Annotated in this window: 26 protein-coding genes; 10 read left to right on the forward strand and 16 right to left on the reverse strand. The window is 60.5% G+C overall.

Features of this window, described 5'->3' with window-relative positions; translation table 11 throughout:
* Positions 1-189: 189 nt before the first annotated feature.
* The 4 genes from AC3WT0_RS12590 to AC3WT0_RS12605 all read right to left on the reverse strand — a co-directional run bounded on the left by AC3WT0_RS12590 (position 190) and on the right by AC3WT0_RS12605 (position 7,485).
* On the reverse strand, positions 190-1,050 hold the full coding sequence (locus AC3WT0_RS12590) for a hypothetical protein (RefSeq protein ID WP_492753746.1): 861 nt from the start codon (positions 1,048-1,050) through the stop codon (positions 190-192).
* A gap of 83 nt (positions 1,051-1,133) precedes the next feature.
* Entirely contained in the window at positions 1,134-2,018 is an 885-nt protein-coding gene (locus AC3WT0_RS12595) for a class I SAM-dependent methyltransferase (protein ID WP_492753747.1), read from the reverse strand.
* Positions 2,019-2,081: 63 nt separating this feature from the next.
* Positions 2,082-5,696: a glycosyltransferase gene (locus AC3WT0_RS12600; RefSeq protein WP_492753748.1), complete on the reverse strand. Its 3,615-nt coding sequence runs from the start codon at positions 5,694-5,696 to the stop codon at positions 2,082-2,084.
* Between the two features lie 274 nt (positions 5,697-5,970).
* Entirely contained in the window at positions 5,971-7,485 is a 1,515-nt protein-coding gene (locus tag AC3WT0_RS12605) for a class I SAM-dependent methyltransferase (protein ID WP_492753749.1), read from the reverse strand.
* A 497-nt stretch (positions 7,486-7,982) separates the two neighbouring features.
* Between AC3WT0_RS12605 and AC3WT0_RS12610 the strand changes: the two genes are divergently transcribed.
* The 6 genes from AC3WT0_RS12610 to AC3WT0_RS12635 all read left to right on the forward strand — a co-directional run bounded on the left by AC3WT0_RS12610 (position 7,983) and on the right by AC3WT0_RS12635 (position 12,978).
* Positions 7,983-8,930 carry an NAD-dependent epimerase/dehydratase family protein gene (locus AC3WT0_RS12610; protein WP_492753750.1) on the forward strand — a complete coding sequence of 316 codons (948 nt, stop codon included), beginning with the start codon at positions 7,983-7,985 and terminating at the stop codon, positions 8,928-8,930.
* Entirely contained in the window at positions 8,927-10,246 is a 1,320-nt protein-coding gene (locus AC3WT0_RS12615) for an HAD-IIIA family hydrolase (RefSeq protein WP_492753751.1), read from the forward strand. The genes AC3WT0_RS12610 and AC3WT0_RS12615 overlap by 4 nt, the downstream gene beginning before the upstream one ends.
* A gap of 9 nt (positions 10,247-10,255) precedes the next feature.
* Positions 10,256-11,239 (forward strand): GHMP family kinase ATP-binding protein, encoded by a 984-nt coding sequence (locus AC3WT0_RS12620; protein WP_492753752.1) that lies wholly within the window; start codon positions 10,256-10,258, stop codon positions 11,237-11,239.
* Positions 11,240-11,260: 21 nt separating this feature from the next.
* Complete coding sequence (locus AC3WT0_RS12625) at positions 11,261-11,887, forward strand: D-sedoheptulose-7-phosphate isomerase (RefSeq protein WP_492753753.1); 627 nt, start codon at positions 11,261-11,263, stop codon at positions 11,885-11,887.
* A 411-nt stretch (positions 11,888-12,298) separates the two neighbouring features.
* Complete coding sequence (locus AC3WT0_RS12630) at positions 12,299-12,649, forward strand: hypothetical protein (protein WP_492753754.1); 351 nt, start codon at positions 12,299-12,301, stop codon at positions 12,647-12,649.
* Positions 12,646-12,978, forward strand: coding sequence for a hypothetical protein (locus AC3WT0_RS12635; RefSeq protein ID WP_492753755.1), 333 nt, complete (start codon positions 12,646-12,648; stop codon positions 12,976-12,978). The genes AC3WT0_RS12630 and AC3WT0_RS12635 overlap by 4 nt, the downstream gene beginning before the upstream one ends.
* On the opposite strand, the gene AC3WT0_RS12640 is transcribed toward AC3WT0_RS12635, so the two are convergent.
* Positions 12,950-13,168, reverse strand: a complete 219-nt coding sequence (locus tag AC3WT0_RS12640; protein WP_492753756.1) for a hypothetical protein — start codon at positions 13,166-13,168, stop codon at positions 12,950-12,952. The genes AC3WT0_RS12635 and AC3WT0_RS12640 overlap by 29 nt on opposite strands.
* Positions 13,161-13,298, reverse strand: a complete 138-nt coding sequence (locus tag AC3WT0_RS12645; protein WP_492753757.1) for a YlcI/YnfO family protein — start codon at positions 13,296-13,298, stop codon at positions 13,161-13,163. Before AC3WT0_RS12645 ends, AC3WT0_RS12640 begins: the two co-directional genes overlap by 8 nt.
* Positions 13,299-13,444: 146 nt before the next feature.
* Between AC3WT0_RS12645 and AC3WT0_RS12650 the strand changes: the two genes are divergently transcribed.
* From AC3WT0_RS12650 to AC3WT0_RS12660, 3 genes are read left to right on the forward strand one after another with little or no spacing between them, the layout of a single operon-like run.
* Positions 13,445-13,723, forward strand: coding sequence for a hypothetical protein (locus tag AC3WT0_RS12650; RefSeq protein ID WP_492753758.1), 279 nt, complete (start codon positions 13,445-13,447; stop codon positions 13,721-13,723).
* Position 13,724: 1 nt separating this feature from the next.
* Complete coding sequence (locus AC3WT0_RS12655) at positions 13,725-13,964, forward strand: hypothetical protein (protein ID WP_492753759.1); 240 nt, start codon at positions 13,725-13,727, stop codon at positions 13,962-13,964.
* Positions 13,961-14,221 (forward strand): hypothetical protein, encoded by a 261-nt coding sequence (locus AC3WT0_RS12660; RefSeq protein ID WP_492753760.1) that lies wholly within the window; start codon positions 13,961-13,963, stop codon positions 14,219-14,221. The genes AC3WT0_RS12655 and AC3WT0_RS12660 overlap by 4 nt, the downstream gene beginning before the upstream one ends.
* Positions 14,222-14,783: 562 nt before the next feature.
* Here the strand turns inward: AC3WT0_RS12660 and AC3WT0_RS12665 are convergent.
* From AC3WT0_RS12665 to AC3WT0_RS12685, 5 genes are read right to left on the reverse strand one after another with little or no spacing between them, the layout of a single operon-like run.
* Positions 14,784-15,035, reverse strand: coding sequence for a hypothetical protein (locus AC3WT0_RS12665; RefSeq protein WP_492753761.1), 252 nt, complete (start codon positions 15,033-15,035; stop codon positions 14,784-14,786).
* Positions 14,995-15,381 (reverse strand): hypothetical protein, encoded by a 387-nt coding sequence (locus AC3WT0_RS12670; protein ID WP_492753762.1) that lies wholly within the window; start codon positions 15,379-15,381, stop codon positions 14,995-14,997. The genes AC3WT0_RS12665 and AC3WT0_RS12670 overlap by 41 nt, the downstream gene beginning before the upstream one ends.
* Positions 15,378-15,752: a hypothetical protein gene (locus AC3WT0_RS12675; protein ID WP_492753763.1), complete on the reverse strand. Its 375-nt coding sequence runs from the start codon at positions 15,750-15,752 to the stop codon at positions 15,378-15,380. Before AC3WT0_RS12675 ends, AC3WT0_RS12670 begins: the two co-directional genes overlap by 4 nt.
* Positions 15,749-15,937 (reverse strand): hypothetical protein, encoded by a 189-nt coding sequence (locus AC3WT0_RS12680; protein ID WP_492753764.1) that lies wholly within the window; start codon positions 15,935-15,937, stop codon positions 15,749-15,751. The genes AC3WT0_RS12675 and AC3WT0_RS12680 overlap by 4 nt, the downstream gene beginning before the upstream one ends.
* A complete protein-coding gene (locus AC3WT0_RS12685; protein ID WP_492753765.1) occupies positions 15,934-16,488 on the reverse strand; it encodes a glycoside hydrolase family 108 protein in 555 nt (184 codons plus the stop codon). Before AC3WT0_RS12685 ends, AC3WT0_RS12680 begins: the two co-directional genes overlap by 4 nt.
* A 117-nt stretch (positions 16,489-16,605) precedes the next feature.
* Here AC3WT0_RS12685 and AC3WT0_RS12690 point away from each other — a divergent pair, with 117 nt between their 5' ends.
* Positions 16,606-17,220: a PEPxxWA-CTERM sorting domain-containing protein gene (locus tag AC3WT0_RS12690; protein WP_492753766.1), complete on the forward strand. Its 615-nt coding sequence runs from the start codon at positions 16,606-16,608 to the stop codon at positions 17,218-17,220.
* Here the strand turns inward: AC3WT0_RS12690 and AC3WT0_RS12695 are convergent.
* From AC3WT0_RS12695 to AC3WT0_RS12715, 5 genes are read right to left on the reverse strand one after another with little or no spacing between them, the layout of a single operon-like run.
* Complete coding sequence (locus tag AC3WT0_RS12695) at positions 17,160-19,544, reverse strand: hypothetical protein (RefSeq protein WP_492753767.1); 2,385 nt, start codon at positions 19,542-19,544, stop codon at positions 17,160-17,162. The genes AC3WT0_RS12690 and AC3WT0_RS12695 overlap by 61 nt on opposite strands.
* Positions 19,541-19,756 carry a hypothetical protein gene (locus AC3WT0_RS12700; RefSeq protein ID WP_492753768.1) on the reverse strand — a complete coding sequence of 72 codons (216 nt, stop codon included), beginning with the start codon at positions 19,754-19,756 and terminating at the stop codon, positions 19,541-19,543. The genes AC3WT0_RS12695 and AC3WT0_RS12700 overlap by 4 nt, the downstream gene beginning before the upstream one ends.
* Positions 19,753-20,085 (reverse strand): hypothetical protein, encoded by a 333-nt coding sequence (locus tag AC3WT0_RS12705; RefSeq protein WP_492753769.1) that lies wholly within the window; start codon positions 20,083-20,085, stop codon positions 19,753-19,755. The genes AC3WT0_RS12700 and AC3WT0_RS12705 overlap by 4 nt, the downstream gene beginning before the upstream one ends.
* A gap of 14 nt (positions 20,086-20,099) precedes the next feature.
* Positions 20,100-20,510, reverse strand: coding sequence for a tail fiber assembly protein (locus AC3WT0_RS12710; protein ID WP_492753770.1), 411 nt, complete (start codon positions 20,508-20,510; stop codon positions 20,100-20,102).
* Positions 20,510-23,545: a hypothetical protein gene (locus AC3WT0_RS12715; RefSeq protein ID WP_492753771.1), complete on the reverse strand. Its 3,036-nt coding sequence runs from the start codon at positions 23,543-23,545 to the stop codon at positions 20,510-20,512. The genes AC3WT0_RS12710 and AC3WT0_RS12715 overlap by 1 nt, the downstream gene beginning before the upstream one ends.

A 23,545-nucleotide genomic window follows, 5' to 3' on the forward strand; every position in this document is an offset into this window, starting at 1 on the left:
GCTTCCGCTTCATCTGTCCGTCCCTTTGTCGGGTCGGACTCTAGCTCCAACTGGAGGAAAAAGCGGGGGTCACGTCAGAGCCGGACTCTTCCTCTGAATGGTAACAATCAGGGGAGCATGTCACGCGTTTTCAAATGGACTTTGAGTGTTGACGGCACCAAGCATATCCGCAAATTTATCGAATGGCCGTCAAGTCTTTGGGGGTGAGTTGTTCGCTATTTGTCGCGATTGTTCGGCGAGTTCGAGAACGATCTCATTCATAAGCTCCAGCCTGCGGCATTGAACCTGATCCCTTGCGATGCGTCCGCGCTTTAGCCATGCATAGAATTCGGTTGTCGGGTTCTCCAGCCGGCGCTCCACGCGCAAATCCAGATAGCCGAGTTCCGACAGCTCAACGATCATCAGCTCGAAGCTCGCTGGCGTGAATATCCAAGCATGAGCATCTACATACTCATCTTTTTCGGCCATGGTCCAATGCGCTGACGCCCCCGCAAGATCTGAAGCGAAGCGAGACTCGCGCGCGTCAGTTTCGAGCCATCCGGCGTCACTGCCTCGATTTACCACAAATGCCGCATTATCGAAATGAGTCTGTGCCGTATGCCTGTCCCTGCATTCGTGAAAGGCGACTAAAGCTTGAGATGTGGTCGAAACGGGGCGAAAAAAGTCAAAGCTCTTTCGCTTGTCTGGGACAGCGAGAACGATCAGTCCGTCCGCCGAGGTAAGATTCTGCGCCGACAACAAAAATCGAACAACATCCGTCGAGTGTTCTATAACATGGCTCGCTATGAACCCCTTGAAAGTACCATGATGCTCTCGCGGAACGGCATCTACGATCGGACCTGATTTCCATACAAAGTCGACATGCTCGATCAACGTTGTATCGATTCCCATCGATCTATATTTTATCGCCAGATTTTCACGTACGTCGTGATCCAGCGTAAACGAATTCCATCCATCACTCTTCGGCGCGAGTGGGGCGTGGCTCGGCCCAATTTCTATAATCTTATCGGTTCTTGCCAATCCTTTCAGAAGAGTGTTTGTTCTATTCATGTGCACCATGCTCACTTATCAGAAAGATCAAAGTCTCGACCATTGATGTCTTATCTTGCAAGAATCTAGCGAATTATCCACCCCTACTGCGGCGACTTTTCGAGAATGGCGCAAAATTCAAATCGGTCTCGAGGTGTGTCGTAGACTCGAATCGGCTTGAGTCCCGTGAGATGCAATTCGAATAGTATAGAAGTTATCGATCGAAATGATTGAGGCGTAAAATACCAAGCGTGCGTATCAATGTAATTATCTCCGGCCTCATCGAAGGCGTTCATCCAAAATGTTATGCTTTCCGCCAATTTTCCGGTAAAAGATGGCGGAGATATTCCTTGCCAGTGCAGCGCCGGGTTGTTGTGAGTAGAAAATAAATTATATTCTATGACGCTTTGTAATGTATGTCGCCTCCGCTTTTCGCTAAAGGCCGGCAACACAGACCCGACCGTGCTTTCAGCTTTCAGGGCATCAAAGCAGAATCGCTTGTCCGGGATCATGAGGTAATATTTACCGCCATAGTCTAGCAACGCAGATACGGATTTCAGATGATGGACGAGATCAGGTGAATGTTCGATTGTATGGCTGCTCAGGACAAATGCGAACTTGCGGTCCACATTCTCGAGATCACCAACGAAATCTATGGTTTCCGGGCATAGCTGTGGGTCTAGCCCATGCTGTCTGGCCCGGGTCCGCAATTCCGGCGCATCAAAAGCATCCAAATATGCGACATTCGGCCCGCGGAGTATCGGACTACAGAATGGTCCAATCTCAAGGGCGTTTCCCGTTTCGTGGCTGACCAGTTCTTTTATGAACTCTTCCCGACGAGCCATCGGCGAGCCCTCAAGACCCGCCGCTGCGCCGTGTTCCCGAAAATGAGATTCGGCCTGCGAATCACTTGCCGTGGCGAGTTCCGGGTAGCGCGCCTTATAATATTCTGCATCAAATTCAGGCGGATAATCTTTGAGATTTTTCATAAAGCACCGACGGTTATGTGATTGATCGTGGACTGATCTCTATCAATCGCCAATCTAATATGTTCAAAGCTTGGGAAAATCCGACGGCCGCTTGCCAAATAGCTCGAAACCTGCCGCGATAATCTCCTGATTCTCCTGCGAGAGCTGTTCGAAATTCGTCCATAAGGACGTGTCGCGCTTGCTGGGATCCCGCCAAATTTCGACGAGCTGCCGGATAGGCGCAGCCATGAAATCTTCTGCAGCCCGATCCGACAGGTCGCGCCGCAGCGCCGCCTCTGCCTCGGAGGCGACCCAGGCAAGAGTGTGATTGGGACAGAAGTTCGTCGAAACGTGCAACAATTCTGTTTCGAATGCCTCGAACCAGCGCTCCATCCCATGCCGCGTGCAGTTGTAGAAGTGATAGGGCTTCTCGTGCAGCGGCTGCAGGAATGCGGTGCGGACATGTATCCGTCCGCCCGGTTTCAGCACCCGGTGCAATTCTGCGGCGACCCGGCGAGGATCGTGGTAATGTTCAAAGGCATTCATCACCACGATGGCTTCGAAGCTCTCGTCATCGAAGGGCAGGTGGTGTGCATCGCCGACGATGTCCGTGTGTCGGAACACGGCAAACTCCATCTCGACAACATGGTCGAACTTATAGCGCGAGCCGCCGGCGCTGAGGTTGAGCACCCAACCCTTGGTTTCGCGGATCACTTCCAGCGCTTCCTCAGGCAATTCGTTGCTGATGTGATCCGCAGGCATAACCTGCGGATCAGCCAAATCCTGCGACAGGCAGGGGCGTCCCTCCTTGATCGGCCAGCGCATTGCGCCATCGTAGCTGATTAACGCTTCACGTGCTTCGTCATAAGCGAGCTTCTGTCCAGTTATCGGGCAGCGCAGAAGCGTCAACAAATCGTCGAGTCTGGTCCGCTCACCTGAGGCGGTGATCCGCGGATCTCCATTGTACGGGTGTCGGCGCGTCTCGGTATCGACCAACGCGACCCAGGGGTGGCGCTGGGCGAAATCGCGGTGAAGCTTGCGATAATTGCCATCGACAACGGTCTGGGTTTTCATCATCGACGTCTGGTGCACGCGGTAATCCGCGAGAACTTCGGGCAGCCATTCGCCCGCCAGCCCGATTTCGGCCAGTCGGGCCCAGAAGTCATAATCCTCCCACCCGAAGCGTACATGGTTGTAGCCGCCTATCATGGCCCAGGCCTCCTTCGAGACCAGCGCCATAGCATCGACATAATTGCCAGCCGTGAAGCGCTGCGCACGATAAGGTGTGTTTGAAATCTGTGCGGTCGACGCACCGAAATGCTGGATCGTCGGGTAGACATAAGCTGCACCGCTTTGTTTGATCGCGGCCAACAGCCGTTGGCAACAATCAGGGCGCAGGCGGTTGTCGGCATCGAGGGGAAGCACGTAGGGCGTGTCCGCCGCGTCGAAACCGGAATTGCGGCAAAGGCCGAGACCGTAATTGGCAAGATTCTTGAGGACGGTGATACGGTTAAAGCGATCAGCATTACGCTTCGCCCATTCGAGCGCGACGTCCAGGGAATCGTCCGTCGAAAATCCGTCGACAATGATGAGATCGAGATCGCGCATCGTCTGATCGCGAACAGAATCGAGTGCTTCGACCACGACCGATGCATAGTTGTAGAGCGGAATGATGACGGATACTTCAGCCTGCCCGCCCTTGTCGGCCTCGAAGACCGTTGCCGAAGGATAGATCCCCGGAAGTGTCGATGGCTGACGAGCATTACTCGCGCTCAGCGCGAAGGCGCGCGCAGCGCTTGGGCCGCCCTGAAGCTGATCGAGCACGCAACCAAACTGGAGCGCCCGACGGCGCGGACCGAAATTGGCGAGAGCGGCCAGATAGGCATTGCGCCCGACCCTCTCTCGCAATCCGGCATCGTTTACGAGCCGCTTCAGGCAGGCATACCAATCATCGCCAGTGGCGGCGAGGAAGCCTGTCTTGCCGTGCGAGATGGAGTCGCGAAATGGCCCGGTAGGCGATGCAACGGTCGTGCAATTGACCAGGCCAGCTTCGAAAAATTTGAGCTGGCTCTTGGCCTCACAGAATGGATTTCCGACTTCAAGGGGCGCAAGATTGATGTCAAAGCGCGCCATCTCAATAGGCAGATTCCTGAGCGGCTGGATGGGCCGCCACTCGATTTGGTCGTGCAGATCGTCGAGTTCGGGATATTCCTCGATGTCCACGAGCGGCCGCAGCTCGTCCGGCGTGCGGAACAGGACTAGACGACATTCGCTATGCTCCCTCAGAATTCGACAGATTGCGCCCATCGCAACGCCGAGATCCTTCTGGTGAGTGCGGGAACCGCCAGCATAGCCGATCCGGATCAATCCGTCCCGCTGCGACACCCATTCTCGCGCGGCTCGGCGGGAAAGATCGTGAGTGAATTGGGTGAAGCCGTTGGGGTTGACGAATGTGGTCTTGTCGCTCCATCGCATGTGAAAAGCGAGCTGATCGGTAGTGGTAAAGCACAGATCGGCCGCCAACATCGACTCACGGATGCGTGAGAAATGTTCCTGCACGCCCTGTTCGGTCAGAAGGTTGGAACGGATGCCGTCGATGAACTGCAGCGTGGCCAGCCGCGGTTCCGTCATCAGATCGTCGCAATCGAAAATCACCGTTCGACCGAGAGAGCGCATTGTAGAAACTGCATCCTCCAGATTGGCGTCCCAAGACATCCGCCAGACGGCGAGGATATCGAACTCGCGAATTTCGGCCATGCGATTGGCCAGTTCATCTCCCCTTATCCAATCCGAGCGCCATCCATTTGCCCGAGCGGCTTCCACATAGTTGATCACTCGATAAAAATTACCCGGCGTATCAGGTTCGCCGGAAACGAACATTATGCTTGGCGATGCGGCGCCGGACTCAACCTGCACAGCTTCCGCGCTGCTCGGCAAATCGACCGGAGCGGGGCGAGCGACAGGGCCGTCCAGAGCAGTCCTTGGCAGTTCGCGAAGCTGCGATGGAGGCGGCACTGCATAAGCGACGCGACCTTCGTTTTTGCCGAACCGCAGATAGTGGACCAACGGATTTTCGCCTGCCTCGGCGACATCAGGATAGGCCGCCAGATAGCGTTGCCCTGAGAAGGCGGGACCGGGGTCATAGCCGGCGTGTGCGCCGATCGTCAGATAGTGACGGACCAGATCGGTTGTTCTGGCGTTATTGAGATAGGCTTGCACATACCAGTCGCCATCAAAGAGATCGGATGTACGAATAAGCTCCGCCTGCAATCGAAGCGCCCTTCGACTTGGCTTTCGCAGCGGCGGTGAGGGCGGCCGCGCCGTTAAGGTGGGCTTTGCCCCTGCTGCCGCCCGGCGCGCGGCGACACTGATGGCCGGCTGCGGCGCCATTGGATCATCCGAAATGACCCGATTCTCGCTGCGGCCGTGCAAGATGTAGTGCACCAGCGGATCGATGTCATGAGCGGCTACATCGGGGTAACGCTCCAGATAGTGTCGGCTCGAAAAATTGGGGCCCGGCTCGAAACCATAACGGCGGCCATAACGCAGATAATGAGTGGCGGCATCACCGCTGACGTGCAGCCCGCCGACATTTTCCCTCACATACCATTCGGCATCGAACAGTTCCGAGCCGCGGATGATATCGGCGGCGGCTGCAAGCTTGCGCGCTTTGGCACGTTTCCGGAACAGCAGGGGCAAGCGCAATCCTTTCTTCGTAAGAGAGCTGATCTGGGACGAGGCAGATTCAGATGTTCTTATTGTCGCTTTCGAGCGGTTGACCCAAGTTTTAAGACCATGAACGGTGGCTTGGGAAGTGCCGGTGGACAAGCTGGGCGCATCAAAAACTCGCGTCGCGGCGCAGGCGCGCGCTCCATTGATCTCCGCCAGCCCTTTTCACGGGCAGGTTTAGCGATTTTAACTTCATATTCCGTGATAGATTGCAAGCTGTCTCGGTAATATATTACCAGAAAGCTCAGTTGAGGCCGCGACTCCGTCTCTCGCTCATACCGTGGGTGATATAGTGGTGAAGAGGGTCCATTCCCGACGCCGCGACATCGGAATGGCACGCGAGATAAGCTGCATTGTCGAATAGGCCCGCCCTGCGCAGCAGGCCATATTCGCGTTTGCGCCGCGATGGTGCCGGCAAGAGATGCCACCAGAACGGTCGACCGTTCAACGCTATATGGACAGCACGAAGCCATTCCATGTCCACTTGATGGCGTTGCGCTTGTCGGAGCCGACTGGAGATGTCTTCAATTTCTCTCTGACGGGCGCCGGCCTGGGTTTCGGCTTCGATGCGCCGCGCGTTCCCGGCCTCGATCATTGCGCCAAGTTCATGTTCGCGCGCCTGGAAGTGCGCGAGTTCGGCGGACGCACGATCAATATGTGACTGATACTCTGTGCGAAGGCTGGTATGCTCTGCACGAAGGTCGGCATGTTCGACACGAAGGTCGAAATGCTCCGCACGAAGGCCTGCCAGGTCGCCCTGCAAGGATCCGATCAACGTCTGATCGCGTTCCTGCGCGCGCGCCAGGATGTCGCTCTGGGCCTGCAATGCCGTTACGAATGCCTCGATCTGCCGCTCAAGGCTGGCTGCCGTCGAGCGCAAATGTCCGGTTTCCGCTTCCGAGATGCGAAGGTCGCCGGCCAGCTTCTCCTTTTGTCGTTCCGCCTCAGCTCGTTCCGACGTGAGCTGGTCAATTGCGCTGAGGTGCCGACCGATCTCTTCCCGGCTTTGATGCAGGCCGTTTTCCGCAAGAGCGAGCTTTTCGCCGACGTTTGCAAGTTCCGCAGAAATGCCGCTCAGCCTGCCTTCCTGTTCGGCGAACTGTTGTCGCAAATCTCGTACCCGTTGCATGTCTTCCGGAGCGGAATCCTCAAAAAACAATGTTGGAGAATCCCAGGTCCGCGCATTATTCGAAGGATAGCGCTTGTATACGAAGTCACGATTCAAAGGGGCCTTGCTTGGACCTTTGCGGAAAATGGCGACGAAATCATTCCAGCCATCCCAGGCGTCGGAGGATTTTCGTCCGACGAAGCTTTCGACAAGCTGGATATCGATCCCCTGGGCTTCGGCGTAACTCACCAGAGCGATGCCTGCGTCGGGATAGAAGCGCCAGCAATCCAGAGGGTAGCGATGCACCCCGCCGTTCGATGGCACATTGACATAGATATGTCCGCCGGGCTGGGCCACGCGGCACATCTCGCCGAATGTCTCCCAGAAGCGCGGATCATGCTCGAATGCCGACGACGCCATGATAAGGTCGAAACTGTTGTCGTCGAACGGCAGCTCTTCACCGGGTTGGATGACGACATCGACACCTTTGCCGGCTTCAAGATCAAGGCCCACATAGCGCGTAGTGGGCGCGGCGGCATCGCGCAGGCTCCCATTGACGTCCATGGAACCGATCTCAAGGATCCGTGCGTTCGGAAGATCACAATAGGTTTGCATGACCAGTTCGCCAATCCGGTACGCGGAATCATGCATGTGATTTCAATCTCCTCCCACCCCAGGCTAGCGCGGACATCTGCCCGGCTGGACCGAGGTCACCTTCTCGGCCTCGCATTATCCATTATTGATCCTCGTGCAACATCGCAAACCAGGCACCGCGATGGACGGCCGGACGTGCAAACGAGTCGCCCGGGCGAAAATCGGATATTTGGGTCCGATACGGTCCATGTCGTGCAGTTTGTCGCAAGCAGGATTGGAACTTCGGCATTCACCCCGGATGATTTGCACTGGATCCGTGCGCTGCGGGCCATGAAGCGGCGTTGATCGGAGGCGCGCAAGGCTTCCGCCACGGCTAGGCGCCCCCCTCCTTCGGGAGGGGGCTCCATTCTTGCCGGGGCAATCCGAACCCGTTGACATATCGCCTCGGGAGCGGCTTACAGCGGGCATCCTTCGGGCCCGAAGCGGCTCGGGATGTTGCATGAAGTTCGCGCGCTACGCGGGTTTATTCCACGAGGACACATCCAAAAGTGACAATGCATATGATTGCCGGGGGGGCGGGTTTCATCGGCGTCAACCTCGCCGCCGCTCTGCTGGATCGTGGAGACCATGTGCTGGTCGTCGACGATCTGTCGCGCGGCACTCGCGAGGCGATGGAGCGCTTCAACAACAATCCGGCCTTTACCTTCGTTCAGGCCGATTGCAGCGATCCCGATGCGTTGGAGCCGATTCTCGCCGGTCAATCGATCGATGAAATATGGCATATGGCCGCGAATTCCGACATTCCAGCGGGCGTCGCCGATTATCGCGTCGATCTGCGGCAGACGTTCATGACCACAGTTGCTCTGCTTGACGTGATGAAGCGCCTGGGGATCGGTGTGATCCATTTTGCCTCGAGTTCGGCGATCTACGGCGATCAAGGCGATGCGCTGATCCACGAAAATATAGGCCCGTTGCTGCCAATCTCAAATTATGGGGCGATGAAGCTCGCATCGGAGGCGCAACTGCGCGCAGCTCACGAAGCCTATGTTGGGCGGGTTTCGATATTCCGCTTTCCCAATGTGATCGGCGTGCCTGCGACCCACGGTGTGATTCTCGATTTTGTCGGCAAGCTGAAGGCCACGCCCGACCGGCTCGACGTGCTTGGCGATGGCACGCAGCAGAAGGGTTATCTTCACGTCAGCGATCTTGTTGCGGCAATGCTGCATATCGCTGACCGTGGTGAGCCGTTCGCTGTCTATAATATCGGACCCACGGACGAGGGCGTGACCGTTCGCTTCATCGCGGAATCCGTGCGCAACGTCTTCAAGCCCGCTGCAGCTATCCATTTTGGCGAGGGTAATCGTGGCTGGGTAGGGGATGTGCCGCGCTTTCGCTATTCGGTGCAGCGGCTGCTCAAGACGGGCTGGGCGCCGGCGCTTGATTCACGGGGTGCCCTGGCGCGCGCGGTCGAGGAGATTGTCGATCAGGAGCGCGATCGGTGACGCAGGCCGTCATCCTGGCCGGCGGTAAGGGAACCAGGCTTGCGAGCCGCCTTGCAGGCAAGCCGAAACCGCTGGTCGATGTCGACGGTGTGCCGTTGCTGCGCCGTCAGATCGAAGCGCTTGCCGAATATGGCGTCGATGACATCGTGCTTCTGGTGAACCACGCCGCCGACCAGATCGCGGAGTTCGTCGCCAGGGCAGATCTCCCGGCGCGCATCGCGTTGATCGATGACGGCCAGCCGAAGGGAACGGCGGGAGCGACGCTGGCCTGCCTCGATCGCCTGGAGGATCGCTTCGCCGTCGTTTACGGCGACACGCTGTTCGATCTCGATGTCGAACATATGATTGCCGAGCACGTCGTTGCGGGGGCCGATGCTACATTACTCCTCCATCCGAACGATCATCCTGCCGATTCGGATCTGGTCGAGATCGACCGGGATGGCTGGATCACCGCTTTCCACCCATATCCGCATGATCATGGCCGCAATCTTCGGAACCTCGTCAACGCCGCCTTCTACATCGTGGAGAAGCGTGCTCTGGAGCCGTGGGCAGGGAAGATGGGCGTCGGTGATTTCGCGAAGGATCTCTTCCCTGCGATGTTGACCGAAGGCGCGCGCCTCAAGGGTCATGTCTCGTTCGAATATATCAAGGACATCGGCACGCCGGCACGTCTCGACAAGGCCGAGAGGCATTTGCGCAGCGGTCTCGTGCGCCGCGCGCGGCGCGATCGTCGGCAGCGCGCAGTTTTCGTCGATCGCGACGGCACGCTCAACCGGCTGAACGGCCATATCAGCCGCGCGGACGATCTCGAACTGTTCGCGCATGTGGGTGCGGCAGTGAAACGGCTGAACGATGCCGAATATCGTGTGGTGGTCATAACCAACCAGCCGGTGCTGGCGCGCGGCGAATGCGACGAGACTGGCCTGGCGCGGATTCATGCCAAGCTCGAGGCCGGACTTGGCGCGGACGGAGCCTATCTGGACGCGATCCATTATTGTCCGCATCATCCGGATCGCGGCTTTGCGGGCGAGGTGGAGGAACTCAAGCGCGCCTGTGACTGCCGCAAGCCGGGAACCGCAATGGTCGAGGCGGCGGCACAGGCAATGAACATTGATCTCGCTCAATCGTGGATGATTGGGGACAGCACGGCCGATATCGCGATGGCCGAGCGCGCCGGGCTGCGTTCGGTATTGGTGGCTACGGGCGAAGCGGGACGCGACGGCAAATGGCAGGCCGAGCCGACATTCCGCGCGGCGGATTTCCCGGAAGCGGTCGATCAAATTCTTGCCACAACCCCGATCACCGAGTTCAAGTAGGTCAAAAATATGATCATCAGCCAGACACCGCTACGCATGAGTTTCGTCGGAGGCGGCAGCGACCTTCCTGCTTTCTATCGGGAGCATGGTGGCGCGGTGCTGTCGACCGCGATCGATAAATATGTCTACGTCAGCATCAACCGCAAATTCGACGGCGATATCCGCCTTGCCTACTCCAAGACCGAAGAAGTCCGCTCCGTCGACGAGATAGAGCATGAACTGGTCAAGGCTGCGTTTCGCATGCAGGGCCTGCGTGGCGGCGTCGAGATCACGACGACGGCTGACATACCTTCGCGCGGCACGGGGCTGGGTTCGTCATCGACATTTACCGTTGGCCTCCTCAATGTCCTCAACGCCTACCAGGGGCGGCACGTGGCGGCGGAGGAGCTGGCCAAGGGCAGCTGCGAGATCGAGATCGATCGCTGCGGCCAGCCGATCGGCAAGCAGGATCAATATGCGGCGGCGTTTGGCGGCCTGAACCTTATCGAGTTCCATCCCGACGAGCGCGTGTCGGTGTCGCCGGTAGTGATGCGTCGCGATCTGCGGGAATTGCTTGAACAGCGTATTCTGGTGTTTTTTACCGGCATCACCCGGAGCGCCTCCAGCATTCTTGCCAGTCAGTCTGCCGAGACCGCGAGTTCGGGCGCAAAACAGGCCGCGCTCAAGCGCATGGCGGAACTCGCGCATGTTTTGCGCGACGAACTGAGCTGCGGCAATATTGATAGTTTCGGCGCCATCCTGAACGAGAACTGGTCGCTGAAGAAGTCGCTGACAGCCGGGGTTTCGAGCGCGGCGATCGACGACTGGTATGACAGGGCGATCGGATCGGGCGCGCTCGGCGGCAAGTTGCTGGGCGCCGGTCAGGGGGGGTTCCTGATGTTTTATGCTCCGAAAGAGCGACATGACGACATTGCCAACGCAATCGGATTGCGCCGTGTCAATTTTGCATTCGAGCCGCTCGGCAGCCGAATATTGTTCTATAATCCACGCTAGGATTGAAGAAGGACCGTTTCCTTGACCTACTTTCCTGATCGACTGATCCCGGATGCCGGGAGCTATGCAGACGAATATTTTGAGCGCTTCGCCGCTGCAGCCGCGACCGTTGATCGTGAAGCGCTGAGCGCTGCAGGCGCGCTCATCGCGGAGACGACGGCCAATGGCGGCCGCATCTACTCTTGCGGCAATGGCGGTTCGGCAGCGATCGCCAACCACTTGGTGTGTGATTGTCTCAAGGGTATTCGGACGGGCACTGCCATCAAGCCCAAGGTACACAGCTTTTCGGCTACGGTTGAGTTGCTTACGGCGATCGTCAACGACATCGGTATCGAAGAGATGTTCTCATTCCAGCTCGAATCGATGGGCGAACCTGGTGACCTGCTAATCGCGATCAGTTCCTCGGGCGCCTCTCCCAATATTGTGCGGACCATCGAGATGGCGGCCGGCATGCAAATCCGCACGATCGCCATGACTGGATTTGGCGGTGGACCGTCGCGTCTTGCCGCTGATGTCAGCCTGCACGTCGATTGCGACAATTATGGCATCGTCGAGGATGTCCACCAGTCACTCATGCATATTCTCGCTCAATATACCCGCCACAGCCATCTAATCGCCCCGGACACGCTCGGCAAAGTGAAGTTCTAGTCTGCGGTTGATCGGCGCTTCTGCAGTCGAAAGATTTTTAGTATTCGCGCGGAACCGGGCTTAATCCGGCAGCTGCGGTTTTCGTGTCGTTGGGCGCGGTGAAGTGGCTAGCTCGGGTCGCTCCTACGCCACAGCCTACGTGCGGCCCTGTTCCGCAGCGAAAGCGTGCGAAATCATCGAACGGAATGCGGTCTGCGAACGCGCAGAGCCCAGGCATTGGGAAGCGGTGCGCATCCTTCAAGCGGAATATGGCGGAGACGGAGCCCATTAAATCAATCGGCATATTGGATTGATTTAATTGTATAAAATCACACGGATTTTGTCCGATACCATGAATTATACCATGGATATGAAATCCGCCCCAGTTTAGGGCCTTTCACTGACGTTCTCCATGTGTTCTCATGGCGCACCATGACGCGAATCGGAGACAAGGCCCTCACTAAGTTCGCCCTGCTGGCGCTGGAGGATGCCGCGTCGCGCGGGCGAGCGGCCCCGATCGAGCGCAGCTGGGCGATCAAGCTCGCGCTTGCCTTCCTATACGATCGGCACGGCGGCGAACGGCACTGGTATGATCAGTTCTGGGCGAGCATGGATAAGGGGGCGCTATCGCGCCACAGCGCCTATCTCTCCGACGTCCACCGTCACAATGCCATGCATTCCAGCATCGAGGCGATCTACCGCTATGCCGGCGTGCAGAGAACGGTGCGGATGATGATCGACGGGAGAGTTGGCGGGGAGCCCGCAGCCCAGGAGCGCGCTTGAAGCATCGATACGTCACGCCAACTGGTCGCAGCCGCTGGTATCCTTCGCTCACGGATGCCCGCCGCGCGGCCGCACAGGCGGGACACGGCCATCTCGATCGGTTCGGCAACTTCTACTCGGGGATCTTCGTCAAATTCGAGAGCGCGCCTGACGAGCGCGATGCGCTACGCGCCCAGCTGCGCGAGCTGGAGGACAAGGCCCGCGCCGAGCGCTACGCCGCGCGAGGCGAGGCTCTGCACTCAAAGGCCAGCCGAGAGGCCCATGCGCGCGCGAGGATGCTGGAAGCTGAGGCTGCGACGATCAGACGGCGGCTGGCCCTGCCCGACTGATCATGCCTTTCGCCTCATACCAGTATAGGCGCCAGCGCTGATCATAGATCGCGACATCGGGAATCAGGCACTCGCCATGATAATCGTGCGGGCCGAAGCTATTCACGCCGCCCGCCACAATTTCGTCGGGCTCCAAACCCCGATCGATGGCCATCTGTCTGGCAACGCGCTCGATGTCCTCGTCACTCACCGGAGCGGGTGCCTTCGCGCCGCTCAATCTCGCGTTCAACGGCCTCGCGGATGAAGTCGGTGCGATCCTCGCCCTCGCGCAGCAGGGGCTTGATGCGATCGAACGTCCCCGCCTTGAAACGAGCCTGCATATTTTCCGACCAGAGCGGCGGGCGTCCCATCCTTCGTGGACTATCGCATATCACTTTTTCCGCCAAGCGATTATTCCTCATATCACTTATTGACCTCATAACTGATACGAGTTATATAAGTCATATCAGTTATGGAGACAAGTGAAATGGAACGCCCACTGACGAAGCCGCAGCGGCTCATGCTCTGGAAAGCTATGAAGCGCGGCGATGTCTGCGTTCACGGCGCCCAGTGGCGGACCGCCAATAACTTGGCCGATCGCGGGCTTCTCGAACACCGAGGCGATACCCAATTCGACATCTGCTTGCCGGGGCTGAAGGCCCTGCGCGACTATTGGATGCGCAAGGATGCGGCCTCCGGGTGCATCGCCTATCAACAGAACCGCGCTACGGTCGAGGCCGCCATCGCCGAAGCGGAGGGCCGCTGAGATGGTCGAAGTCTCCTACGTCTATGACGGCGAATGGGCGCGGGTGGGGTGTCTGGCCGTTTACCCGCGCGACGAAGACACCGCACGCAATCCGACCACATATTCGATCGGTCGCCCCGATGCGCCCCGCTGCTTCCGGGATCTGGCTGGCCAGACTGGCTTCGAGAACATGCAGGCTGCGGTCGATCAGGCCATCTGGTTGGTTGAGACGCCGGACGTTTTGCGGAGCGTGTGGTCATGATGAAGATCGACCGCACCAAGCTCACGCCCGGCATGTTGTTCGAGCTGCGATGCCTTCGGAGCACCTCACCGCATCGGCCCGGGCCGATGCCGATTGGAAAGCGCAGTAAGTTATCATTCCGGGCCCTCTGCCGCCGCGGATTTGCATCCTACCGGGCGATGGGATGGGGCCAGTACGGCGCATATATCAAGGCGTCGGGGCAAGATGCATTGGCGGCGGCGGAGCTTGCCATCTCGAAGCACGGGGCAGTCGCATGAAGAAGCGTCAATCCTTCTTCCGCCGCCTCCTATGCGCGGCGTCTGGCCATCGGGGAAACGTGCGTGAGCATGAGACGCTCAGCGTCGCGCACCATGCCTGCCCACGCTGCGGCGCGCGCTGGACGGACGATCGCCCCTAAGGCTGACGCGGCTCGCAAGACAGGATCGGCGCGCCGGGGCATTCACATGGGTTAAGACGACGATACGAGATAGACATTGCCGCCAAGGCAAATACCCTGTTCCAACGCTCGATAATGATATTCGCGCGCCAAGCTCCTGTGGATATCCGCGACCGATGGTGATTCTGCGCGCTGCGCTAATCTCATGTGCGCTTCAGCGCGGCGCAAGAAATAGCGGCTAGTGGTCTCGGGCATCTAAGGCACCTCTCTCACCCCGCTCGCCTGTGAGCATAAAGCGAAAGCGGTGCCCGGCCAATAAATTGGATCAATGCCGCAAAAGAAAGCCCGGCGGAGAGGACTTCCCGCCGGGCTAGGCGAAGGGAGGTCAGCCCCTTCGGTCGCCATACGATTATGTGGTGAACGCGAGCGATTCGCAACAATGGTCAGGGCTGCATGCACTCCACCTTCATGCCGTTGCGCGCCGCCCAGCGGCACAGCCGCCCCACAGCCGCCGCCGCGCGCTCACCCCATGCTTCGATAGCCGCGCTGTAAGCGGCGGCGGCATGATCGTCGGTGACGATCTCCGGCGTGGCAATCGGTTTGCAACGAACGGCCCGGTTCGAACCGAGCGGATCGGTGGCGGGACAATCGGCCTCAACGATCAGATCGACAGGCGGCGGGAAGATCGGCTGCACGCGTGCCTTGTCGCCGCAGCCGCTCACAGCCGAGAGCGACAGTAGCAGGGCCAGGTGCGCCGGGCGGAGCTTTGGCGATGGCATCGTTCAGTCCTTTCTCTTGCTCTGAAATGCGACGATCATCGGCGCGGCGCTCGGTCGCGGCGGCATCCTTTGCGCCGTCGTTCCGCGCCGCCGCCTTCGCGCCGGCCTTGGCATCGTGCGCCGCGATGATCGATCGATCATATGAGCATTTGGCGATGGCCAGCCCGGTGAGCGCCAGCGCAATCAGCGCGGCGATCAGCACGGGCTTCGCGACGCGCTCGGGAACGCCGGCTGCGATCAGGCGCGCGATGATCCATGTCATTGCGGTGGCTCCTTCGGCTCGCCGGCCTGATCGGGTCGGATCATGGTGCTGATCTCGAACTGCTCGCCGATGCGCGCCTTGATGCTGTTCGCCTGCACGGCGATGGCGACGACGCCGCCCGTCATGGCGATGCGCAGCCATTCGCTGTAGAGGATCACCGTCTTGATCAGCGCCGGGTCGAATCGTCCGCTGGCGATCACGAGCAGGATCACGGTCAGCCCCTCCACGGCGACGCCCGCGAGCATCCCCCAGCACATCAGCGCGCGGATCTGCGTCGCGCTGAGCGACAGCGCGTAGCGGAGGCCGCGCGGGATGAAGCCGAGCAGCCAGCCAAGCGCGCTGCCGATCGAGGCGAAGAATGTGCGGATCATCGGAGCGCCTCCGATATGGCGCGCTGCACGTCCTCAACTCGGCCACCGATCGAGATTTTCTCGCCGGTGTCGAGGTGGATGCGTACGGAAAGACCACGCGAGCCGCACCCGCCGTCCTCAACATAAAGGACGCGCTGCGGAACGACGTACACGTCATGTCCGTAGTAATGGACGAACCGGATCATGCCGCCTGTCCAATACGATTGGCGAGCCAGCCATAGACGAACGCCTCGTCCGCCGGGCGCTTCTCGGCCAGGTCGAGGTATCGCGCGCCCTGAAGGCAATCGAGCGCCTTGAGCAGCACGGCTTCACCAGCCGCGCCGCGCGTGCGGCGATACTGCTCGAGCGCGTTCAGCGTGCGCGGCCCGATCGCGCCGTCGACCGCCATATCGGGATAGTCGCTTGCCTCGCGGTTCAGCGCGTTGAGTGCGCGCTGCAGGAAGCTGGTCGCCACTCCGTCGCCCATGTTGATGCCGGTGTCGAACATCTCGGCCGCGACGAGCGGATAGACCTGCGCCACCTTGTCGAACTGCGGCCGCAGCCAATAGAGGCGCTTGTACACCTCCATCGCCATATCGCGGGGGAAGTCGCGCATGTCGCCTTTCCAGCCCTGATTGCGCGCGGTCGCCTGCGTGACGCCCCACCGCGTCGGGCCGCCCTTGTCCGCCGGGTGATTGGAATAGCCGCCCTCGCGGCCGATCACCTCGTCGATCAGCTGGTCGATCGTCTTTGCCATAGTGCCTCCAAGGCCGCGCGGCAGCGGCATTTGTGTCAAATTGGAACGGAAGGTGACCCCGGGTGGACTCATCCGGCGGCATGGCGTCACTCTCCCCGCGAAAAGGGGAGAAAACTTATGCGATTCGCTCTATTGGCGTCCGTCGCCGCGCTGGCCTGCGCGGCGCAAAGTGACGCGGCCGTCGTCTATCAGAAGACGTTTTCAGCGGAGGGTCGCAACCTCATCTGGGAATGGGGCGTGCCGACTATCGGGCTCGGCATTGCGCCCGGCGACTATACGATCACGGTTGAGGCCCAGGGGCAGGTCGCGCGGATGAATGGCGGGTACGCCATCTACAAGCACTATGATTATCAATGCCGGTCTGGCCCGGATGCGCCTTGGCAGGATTGCGGCGGCAATGACGGGGGAGCCGAAATCGCGTTCGCAGGCGGGGCCGTCCAGACAATGACAGGCGCCTTCACGATCCTGCCGCCTTACCAAACTGAAACCGACGATTGGCGCGAGACCGGCAGCTATTCGCTCCGCTATTACCTGATCGATTACGATGTCGGCAATTTTGACCCGACGACGATCACCGTCACGATCTCCGACGCTGCGGCGGTGCCCGAGCCCGCGACCTGGCTCATGCTGATCGCGGGCTTCGGGTTGATGGGCGCGGCGGTGCGGAGGCGCTATGCAAGCGCGCCGATGCGCGACATTGCCGAGCGCGAGGCGTTGGTAAGGTCGAACTGAAGCAGCGAAGCCGTGGTCGCCAAGTTCCCGCCGGCTTTCGCCGAGAAGTCGCCATTTGCCTGATCATTGATCAGCGCGGCGATCGTCGAGCCTGCATTCTTCGCGTTGGTGACAGTGACGGCAGAAGAGAAGCTCGTCGCCTCGGTGAAGTTGCTGTCGAACGCCAGCGACAGCGTTTTGCCTGCATCACTCGAGATGCTCCGAAACACGCTCGCGCGGATCGAGGATCGGGCATCCATGTTCCCGCGCAGCGCGAACCGGGCGTCTGCGAACGTGCAATGCAGAAAGTGCGCGTTCTGGAGCGCGACGCCGATCTGGGCGAGGATGCCGGTCGAAAAGCCACTGCCGCCCACCGCATAGTTGGCGACGACGATATCGGAGATGGTGTCGACATCGCTCAGGAAGAACTGTTGCGGCGCAATGAGCGCCGAGCCATCGACGTTGATTAGCGCGATGTTCTCGACCGTCGTCGACCCATAGACTGTAGGCTGCACGACATCGCCATGAACGTCGGCGACGACATATGCTTGCCGCGTTACCGATTTGACGCTCTGCGGATTTACGACACCGCCGAAGCTGACATCTGTGCCGCCCGCGATCGGCGGGCTGCCGCTGGCCATGCCCGATTGCAGGCACGCGGCGGGCAGTTTATTCGACTGGAAAACGGCAGTCCAGCCTGATCCGCCCAGCTGGTCGTTGATCCGCGTGACGACGTCGGACACGTCGAAATAGATGGCCCCATCAGCGTCGGCCGTGCCGCTGACATTGATCACCAGCCGCGTCACGCCGCCGCTCTTCAGTGTGATTTTGGTGTTCGCGCCATAGGACTTTTCCCATGTCGCGGTCGAATCGGCGCCGTCGTAGCGGAGGGTCATCGCTGCGTTGCCGCCGTCGGCAGTGCCGAAGTAATCGCGGTAGTAATCGTTGCGGCCGTCATCGGCGGTCAGGCCATAGATATTGGTGACCGTCTGCGTGAAGTCGCCGGCGATGGTCTTCAGGCGCGCATTTCGGATCAGCGCAATGCCGTTCGCGCCGCCGATGAAGCCATGAAGACAATCGTGCATATAGGTGTCGTCGAGGATGAGGACCTTATCGCCACCGCTGCTGCCGGCGTGAATGAACAATTCAGTCCGGACGCCGCCCATCTTGTTGAATGCACCGGACGTGGCGAAGATTTCCACGCCGTCGAGGATGACACCCTTGGTGGCAGTGCCGAACTCATAGGTCAGGTAGAAGCCGGCGAAATAGTCATAGTCGAACTTGATGCCCGAGCCTCGGAAAATCATGCCGTTATAATCGCAGTAGATCTGGCCGGGATTGGCCTTGATCGTGCTTTCAACCCGGTATGTCACGGCGACGCCAGGCGCGTGCGTGATCGTCAGAAACCCCGCGCCGCCGGCATATGCGAATGATGGTCCCGCCCAGACGAGGGTGGCGTTTTCCATATGCGTGAGGCGAGGATTAACGGCGCTCACCGACCGCAGATAGGTGAGAGCCGCCTGTTGAGTGTTGAAAATCGTCGTGCCGTTGGCCGTCAGGCTCGCGCCGACCTGAATGTCATAATCATAGCCGGTGAAGGAGACGCGGGTGTATTTGAACGGCCCGAGGACGCGGCGCTGCATGGTCGCATCACCGGCGGTGGGGTCGCAGGTCCAATAGACATTGACGCTGCCGTTCTGGGAGAAAAGGCTGTGCTTCAGGCGCGCGAAATAACCCCATATGGTTCGCGCATTGCCGTTCGCGTCCGTATAGCTGTAGCTGCCGAACGGGATATCGTAGCTGTTCCCTTCGATCCAGACGGTGACCGTCTGCGCGACAGGGCCGGTCGCGTTGAGCGAATAGGCATGCACGCCGATAACGCGATTGTTCGGATCGATGACGTGACCGCCGACATCGACGAGGGTCCGCAGGACGGGTTTCGCCGTCGTCCGCGTCGGATCGGTCGGTGAGCCAGCCACAGAACCGGCCGTGCCGTTCCAGCCAGCGCCCGGCGCGATGTCCGTGATGGTGGGCGTAGGAGTCGGTGCCGGCGCGGGGCCGCCAGCCGAGACGACGGCAGCGGCGCCGAGCCCCAGAGCGATGGCCGCCACCGCCGAGGGCACTGCCAGCCGCACCATGAACTTGCGCTCGCCTTCGACCTGGCCGAGCGCGATCATCACCGGATTGTCAGGCGATACCGCGCCGCCAGCCGACAGTGGACCAAGGTCGCGCGGATCGACCGGCGTAGCGACGCCGGCACGAACGGCCGCCGATGCGATCGTGTCATCGACAGTGACGCGCTTGGGCTCCACGAGCGGGGGGCTCCAGATCAGGATCGTCTTCATTCCCCAGCCTCCTTGTCGGACTTGTCGGCGAGCATCCGCCGAATCTTGATGGTGGACTCGGCGATGCGCAGCGCGGTCCAGACGATGGTGAGCAGCGCGGCAATCGTCGGCAGCATGTTGATTAGGACCCCCACGATGACGGTGATTGAAAGGAAGTCGCCGTACGACTTGGCCGGCTCACTGATGTGATCGAGAAGGTGACTGAGGTTCATTTGTGCCAAGCTCCGAAAAAGCAGTGCATCAGTTCGTGCCCCCACCACTTTCGCTCCCGGTCGACTTCGGGCCGGAGGACGTGGATCTTGCAGAGAGGCTGGCTGAGCGAGACGGTGGCGAACCCCATCGTCGTGCCAAGCGCCTCGACCTTTGCCCCTGCCGCCCGCGCAGCAACGCCGAGCGCCGCTTCGCTGGGATATTCGACCTTGGTCACCGTCACCGTGGCGCGGTCGATCTGGCGGTCGGCGAAGACGAAGCCATCGTCGCCCACTGCAGGTTTGCATGATGCGAGCGCCAGCAGCGCCGCGATCAGCAGCGTTCGCTTCATCGGTGATCCTTTCGTCAGATCGTGAGCAGGGTCGCGCGGGCGGCCATGAAGGCCGCGCCCAGCTTCGCGAGTTCGGCATCGTCGGGCGGCGTGGGCCATTCGGGGTTGAACGGGTCGGCCACCGTCTCGGGCAGATCCTTGAGCGCCTGCCGATAGGCTTGCCACGCCGCGCGATATTCGTCCGTCTTGTCGGCCAACTGGGTCGGGTCGGTCGCGAACATCAGCGTGTCACGGCGGGCGCGCAGATCGGCGAGTGCCTTTTCGGTGTTCGGGACGATCGTCAGCGCCTCCCAATCGACGGCGCTGGTCACCCAAGAGAAGTCGTCATCCACGACGATGACGGTCCGGTCGGTCAGATCGTGGCCGTCGGTATCGTCGACCAGCTGCGCCTGCTGCTGCGAGAGATCGAGGATCACATGCCGCATCATCCGTTCCACTGCGTCTGGAGACTGCCGCCCACGCTGCCTACGCCGCCAGCGCCCGTGCGTCGCATGATCAGGCGGACATAAACGACCTGCTTGGTCGTAAGGCTCGCCGACGAGCCGCTGAACGAAGCGGAGCCGAAGGCGTCGAGCCCTTCGCCCGGTGGGAAAGAGCCACTGCTGCCGTTCGATCCGCTGATCGTCGACCAACTGGAGCCGTTGAGGCTGAATTCCAGATACCCGTCGATCGCTGCGGCCGAACCACCCGTGACGATGCCGGAAATGTTCCACGCGCAGGTAAAGCTGCCGTTCGGACCGCAGAGCAGCGTATTGCGCGCAACCTCGCCATAGCTCGTCCCCGGGGCGCTGATCGTCGTGTCTTCGTCGGATGCGAAGGCCGCTCCGTCCTTCGACTTGCTATATTCGACGCGCGCGGTGCCGCTGGCGCCAGAGCGGCTGACCGGCACCGAGACATAGCCCGTATCGGCGGTCATGCCGGATATCGTGACCGTGCCGCTGGAATTGACGCTGGCGCCCGAAATGCCGGACGAAGAGATGCTGCCATATGTCGCGCTGGACGTGACATCGCTCCCGCCCTGCGAAACGCTGATCTGGAAGCCCGGCACGGTCGCCTTCGGGGTACCGTTCGCATAGCACTGCACAGTCACGTTGTTCGGCGAACACGAAATTGTCAGCGCGTTGATGCCGGGCGCGCCCGGCTGCCCTTGAATGGCCGCCTGCAGGTCAGCAACGGTGCCTAGCGCGCCGCCCCAGCGGCTCTGCCACGTGCTTGCCGAGATGGCCGTGTCGGTGGTGTTGTCGGTCCAGCTGGGCGACAGGCCCATCAGGTAGCTGTAGAGCGCGCCCATCGCCGAACTGGCGGCGGCGCGCTCGGTCGCGGCGATGCCGAGCGAAGCGGCCTTGGCGTCGAGAGCGCCCCAGTTGCTGTTGAGCCCGACATAGGTGGTATAGACGCCCGGCTTCTCACCGCGGGATAGAACGCTGTCCGCGCCAATGTTGTTGAGCGTCGTGATGACGGTCGAAGCGGCAACGCCGTTGATGTTCAGCGTGTCGAGCGCCGTATTCTCGCCGGTGACATCCGCCGCGCGATCGGAGGGGCCGACGCCATAAAGAGGCGGGATCGTCTGGGCCGGGTCGACCTTGGCGAGGAATTCGCGACTCCAGAACACATATGGATTTGCCGCGCCGGTCGAGACGCCGCGCGCAAGAATGGCCGCATATTTCGCACCAGCCGGGACGGTCGCGAAGCCGCCGCTCACCCGCGCAAGCGCTGGATCACCATAATGAAAATTAAGTGTCGCATCTTCGTTAAGTTGATTGCCGAACACGGCGGAGCTGGAGAGTTCCGTGCCAGCGGCGTCGAAATAGGTCAGGATCGAATAGACGTGGCAGCGGCGGCCCGCCATCGTCATCGCGAAATAGAGGTAATCGCCCGGCGAGACCACCATAGCCCATCGGCGAAGCTGGGCCGGGTCGGTCGAGACGAAGGTTCGATAGCCGTCGAACAATTTCCCGGCCGCAGGCGTCCCGACGATCGTCGCATAGGCGACGTTGAGGACGCCATACCAGTCCGACGAGAGGTTCAGACCACGACTGACGGGCAGTCCGCTGTCGCCATCCCAGCCGGCGACATGACCCTTCAGCCCGGCGACGAACTCGCTGTTGACGATCTGGTTGACGCCGAGGGCCACTTGCGATGCAGCGGCATAGCGCACCCAGTTGGCGTTGGTGTCCGTCGGCGCCGACCCCGCCAGTGGCGTCGTTCCGACAAATATCCACCGCGACCCGTCGGTCAGCGAGACAATATTGCCTTCCCGGTAAGTCGTCGTCCCGTTGTAGATTCCGAGGTCGATAATATCCGCGGTGAACGCGATCTCATCGAAGGAGTGGATGGTCCAAGTCCGCTCGGCCGTGACCCCGATTTTCCAGTAGGGAACGCCGTTGTCATCCTGCTCGAGCGACTTGATCGGCGGCAACGTCGAGCCATCGCCCTTCACGGTGAGCGTCGGCGTAGTGAATCCGACCGGGGCGACGAACAGCTTGCCCAGCCAGCTTACGCCATATGCCGCGTTCACGCTGGCAGCGAGGGGCGCAATGAGGTCGCGGGCCGTGGTCTGTGCATCGACCCAGAGGCTGAGATTATAGGGCCGCGCCGCGTCGAGATTGTTCAGCGAGGCATCGTCGATCTTGCCCGCGCCGCCCGCGAGAAGCGCGAGCCGGCGGATGATGGCGCCGGGCTTGCGCACCCAGCCGCCCGCGCTGCCATTGTCCCCCTGCACGAGGAAACTGATCTTGCCGGACGGCGGCGCGCCCAATCGCGCATAGCCGGTAGCAAGCGAAGTCGCCCATTTGCCCGCCGGTATCGTGGCAGCCGCGAGCGCCGCATAGGTCGCATAGTCCGCGATCGGCGCGCCGAAACGCGCCAGCCGCTCCAAGGCCGCCTCTACGGACTGTATGGAGCCGTAGGCGGATATCTGAAAGATCGACAGGGCGGCATCGACCAGTACGCCGGGCACATAGCGCGGTGCGCCGATCGCCAGCGGCTTGGCATTTCCTTTCAGCGCAGCCGGCCCCTCCGCACCAGTCGTGCCGGCATAGACGGACAAGATCGGGGTATCGAGCCAGCGATCATCAACTGTGAATTCGAGTTCCGCGATGCCGTCGCTGACCTTGGGTTGCGAGGTCACGCGGCCGTCGAACCGCAGCGTGTATCCCGCCCATGTGCTGCCCAGTTCGCCCGTCCAGATACGCAGCCGCGCATCGGCGATGGCGTAGCGCTCGAACAGCGGCCACGGCTCGACCGTCAGCGAAGCGCGCGAGGAAGGCGTGTCGATCTTGCCGTTTTCGTTCGCGCCGGACAGATCATAGGTCAGGGTCGGCAGCTTGGTCAGCACCGGCCACCACGTACTGCCGTTCAAATGGCAGGCCTGCGCATCATCGACCGAGCTGGTGAACAGCGAGACAGGCGACGAAGCGGCGGGATCGTACCCGTCGATCCGGATCAGCGTGACGAGCAT

Source organism: Sphingomonas sp. EU05-FHT14C10, assembly GCF_058790595.1.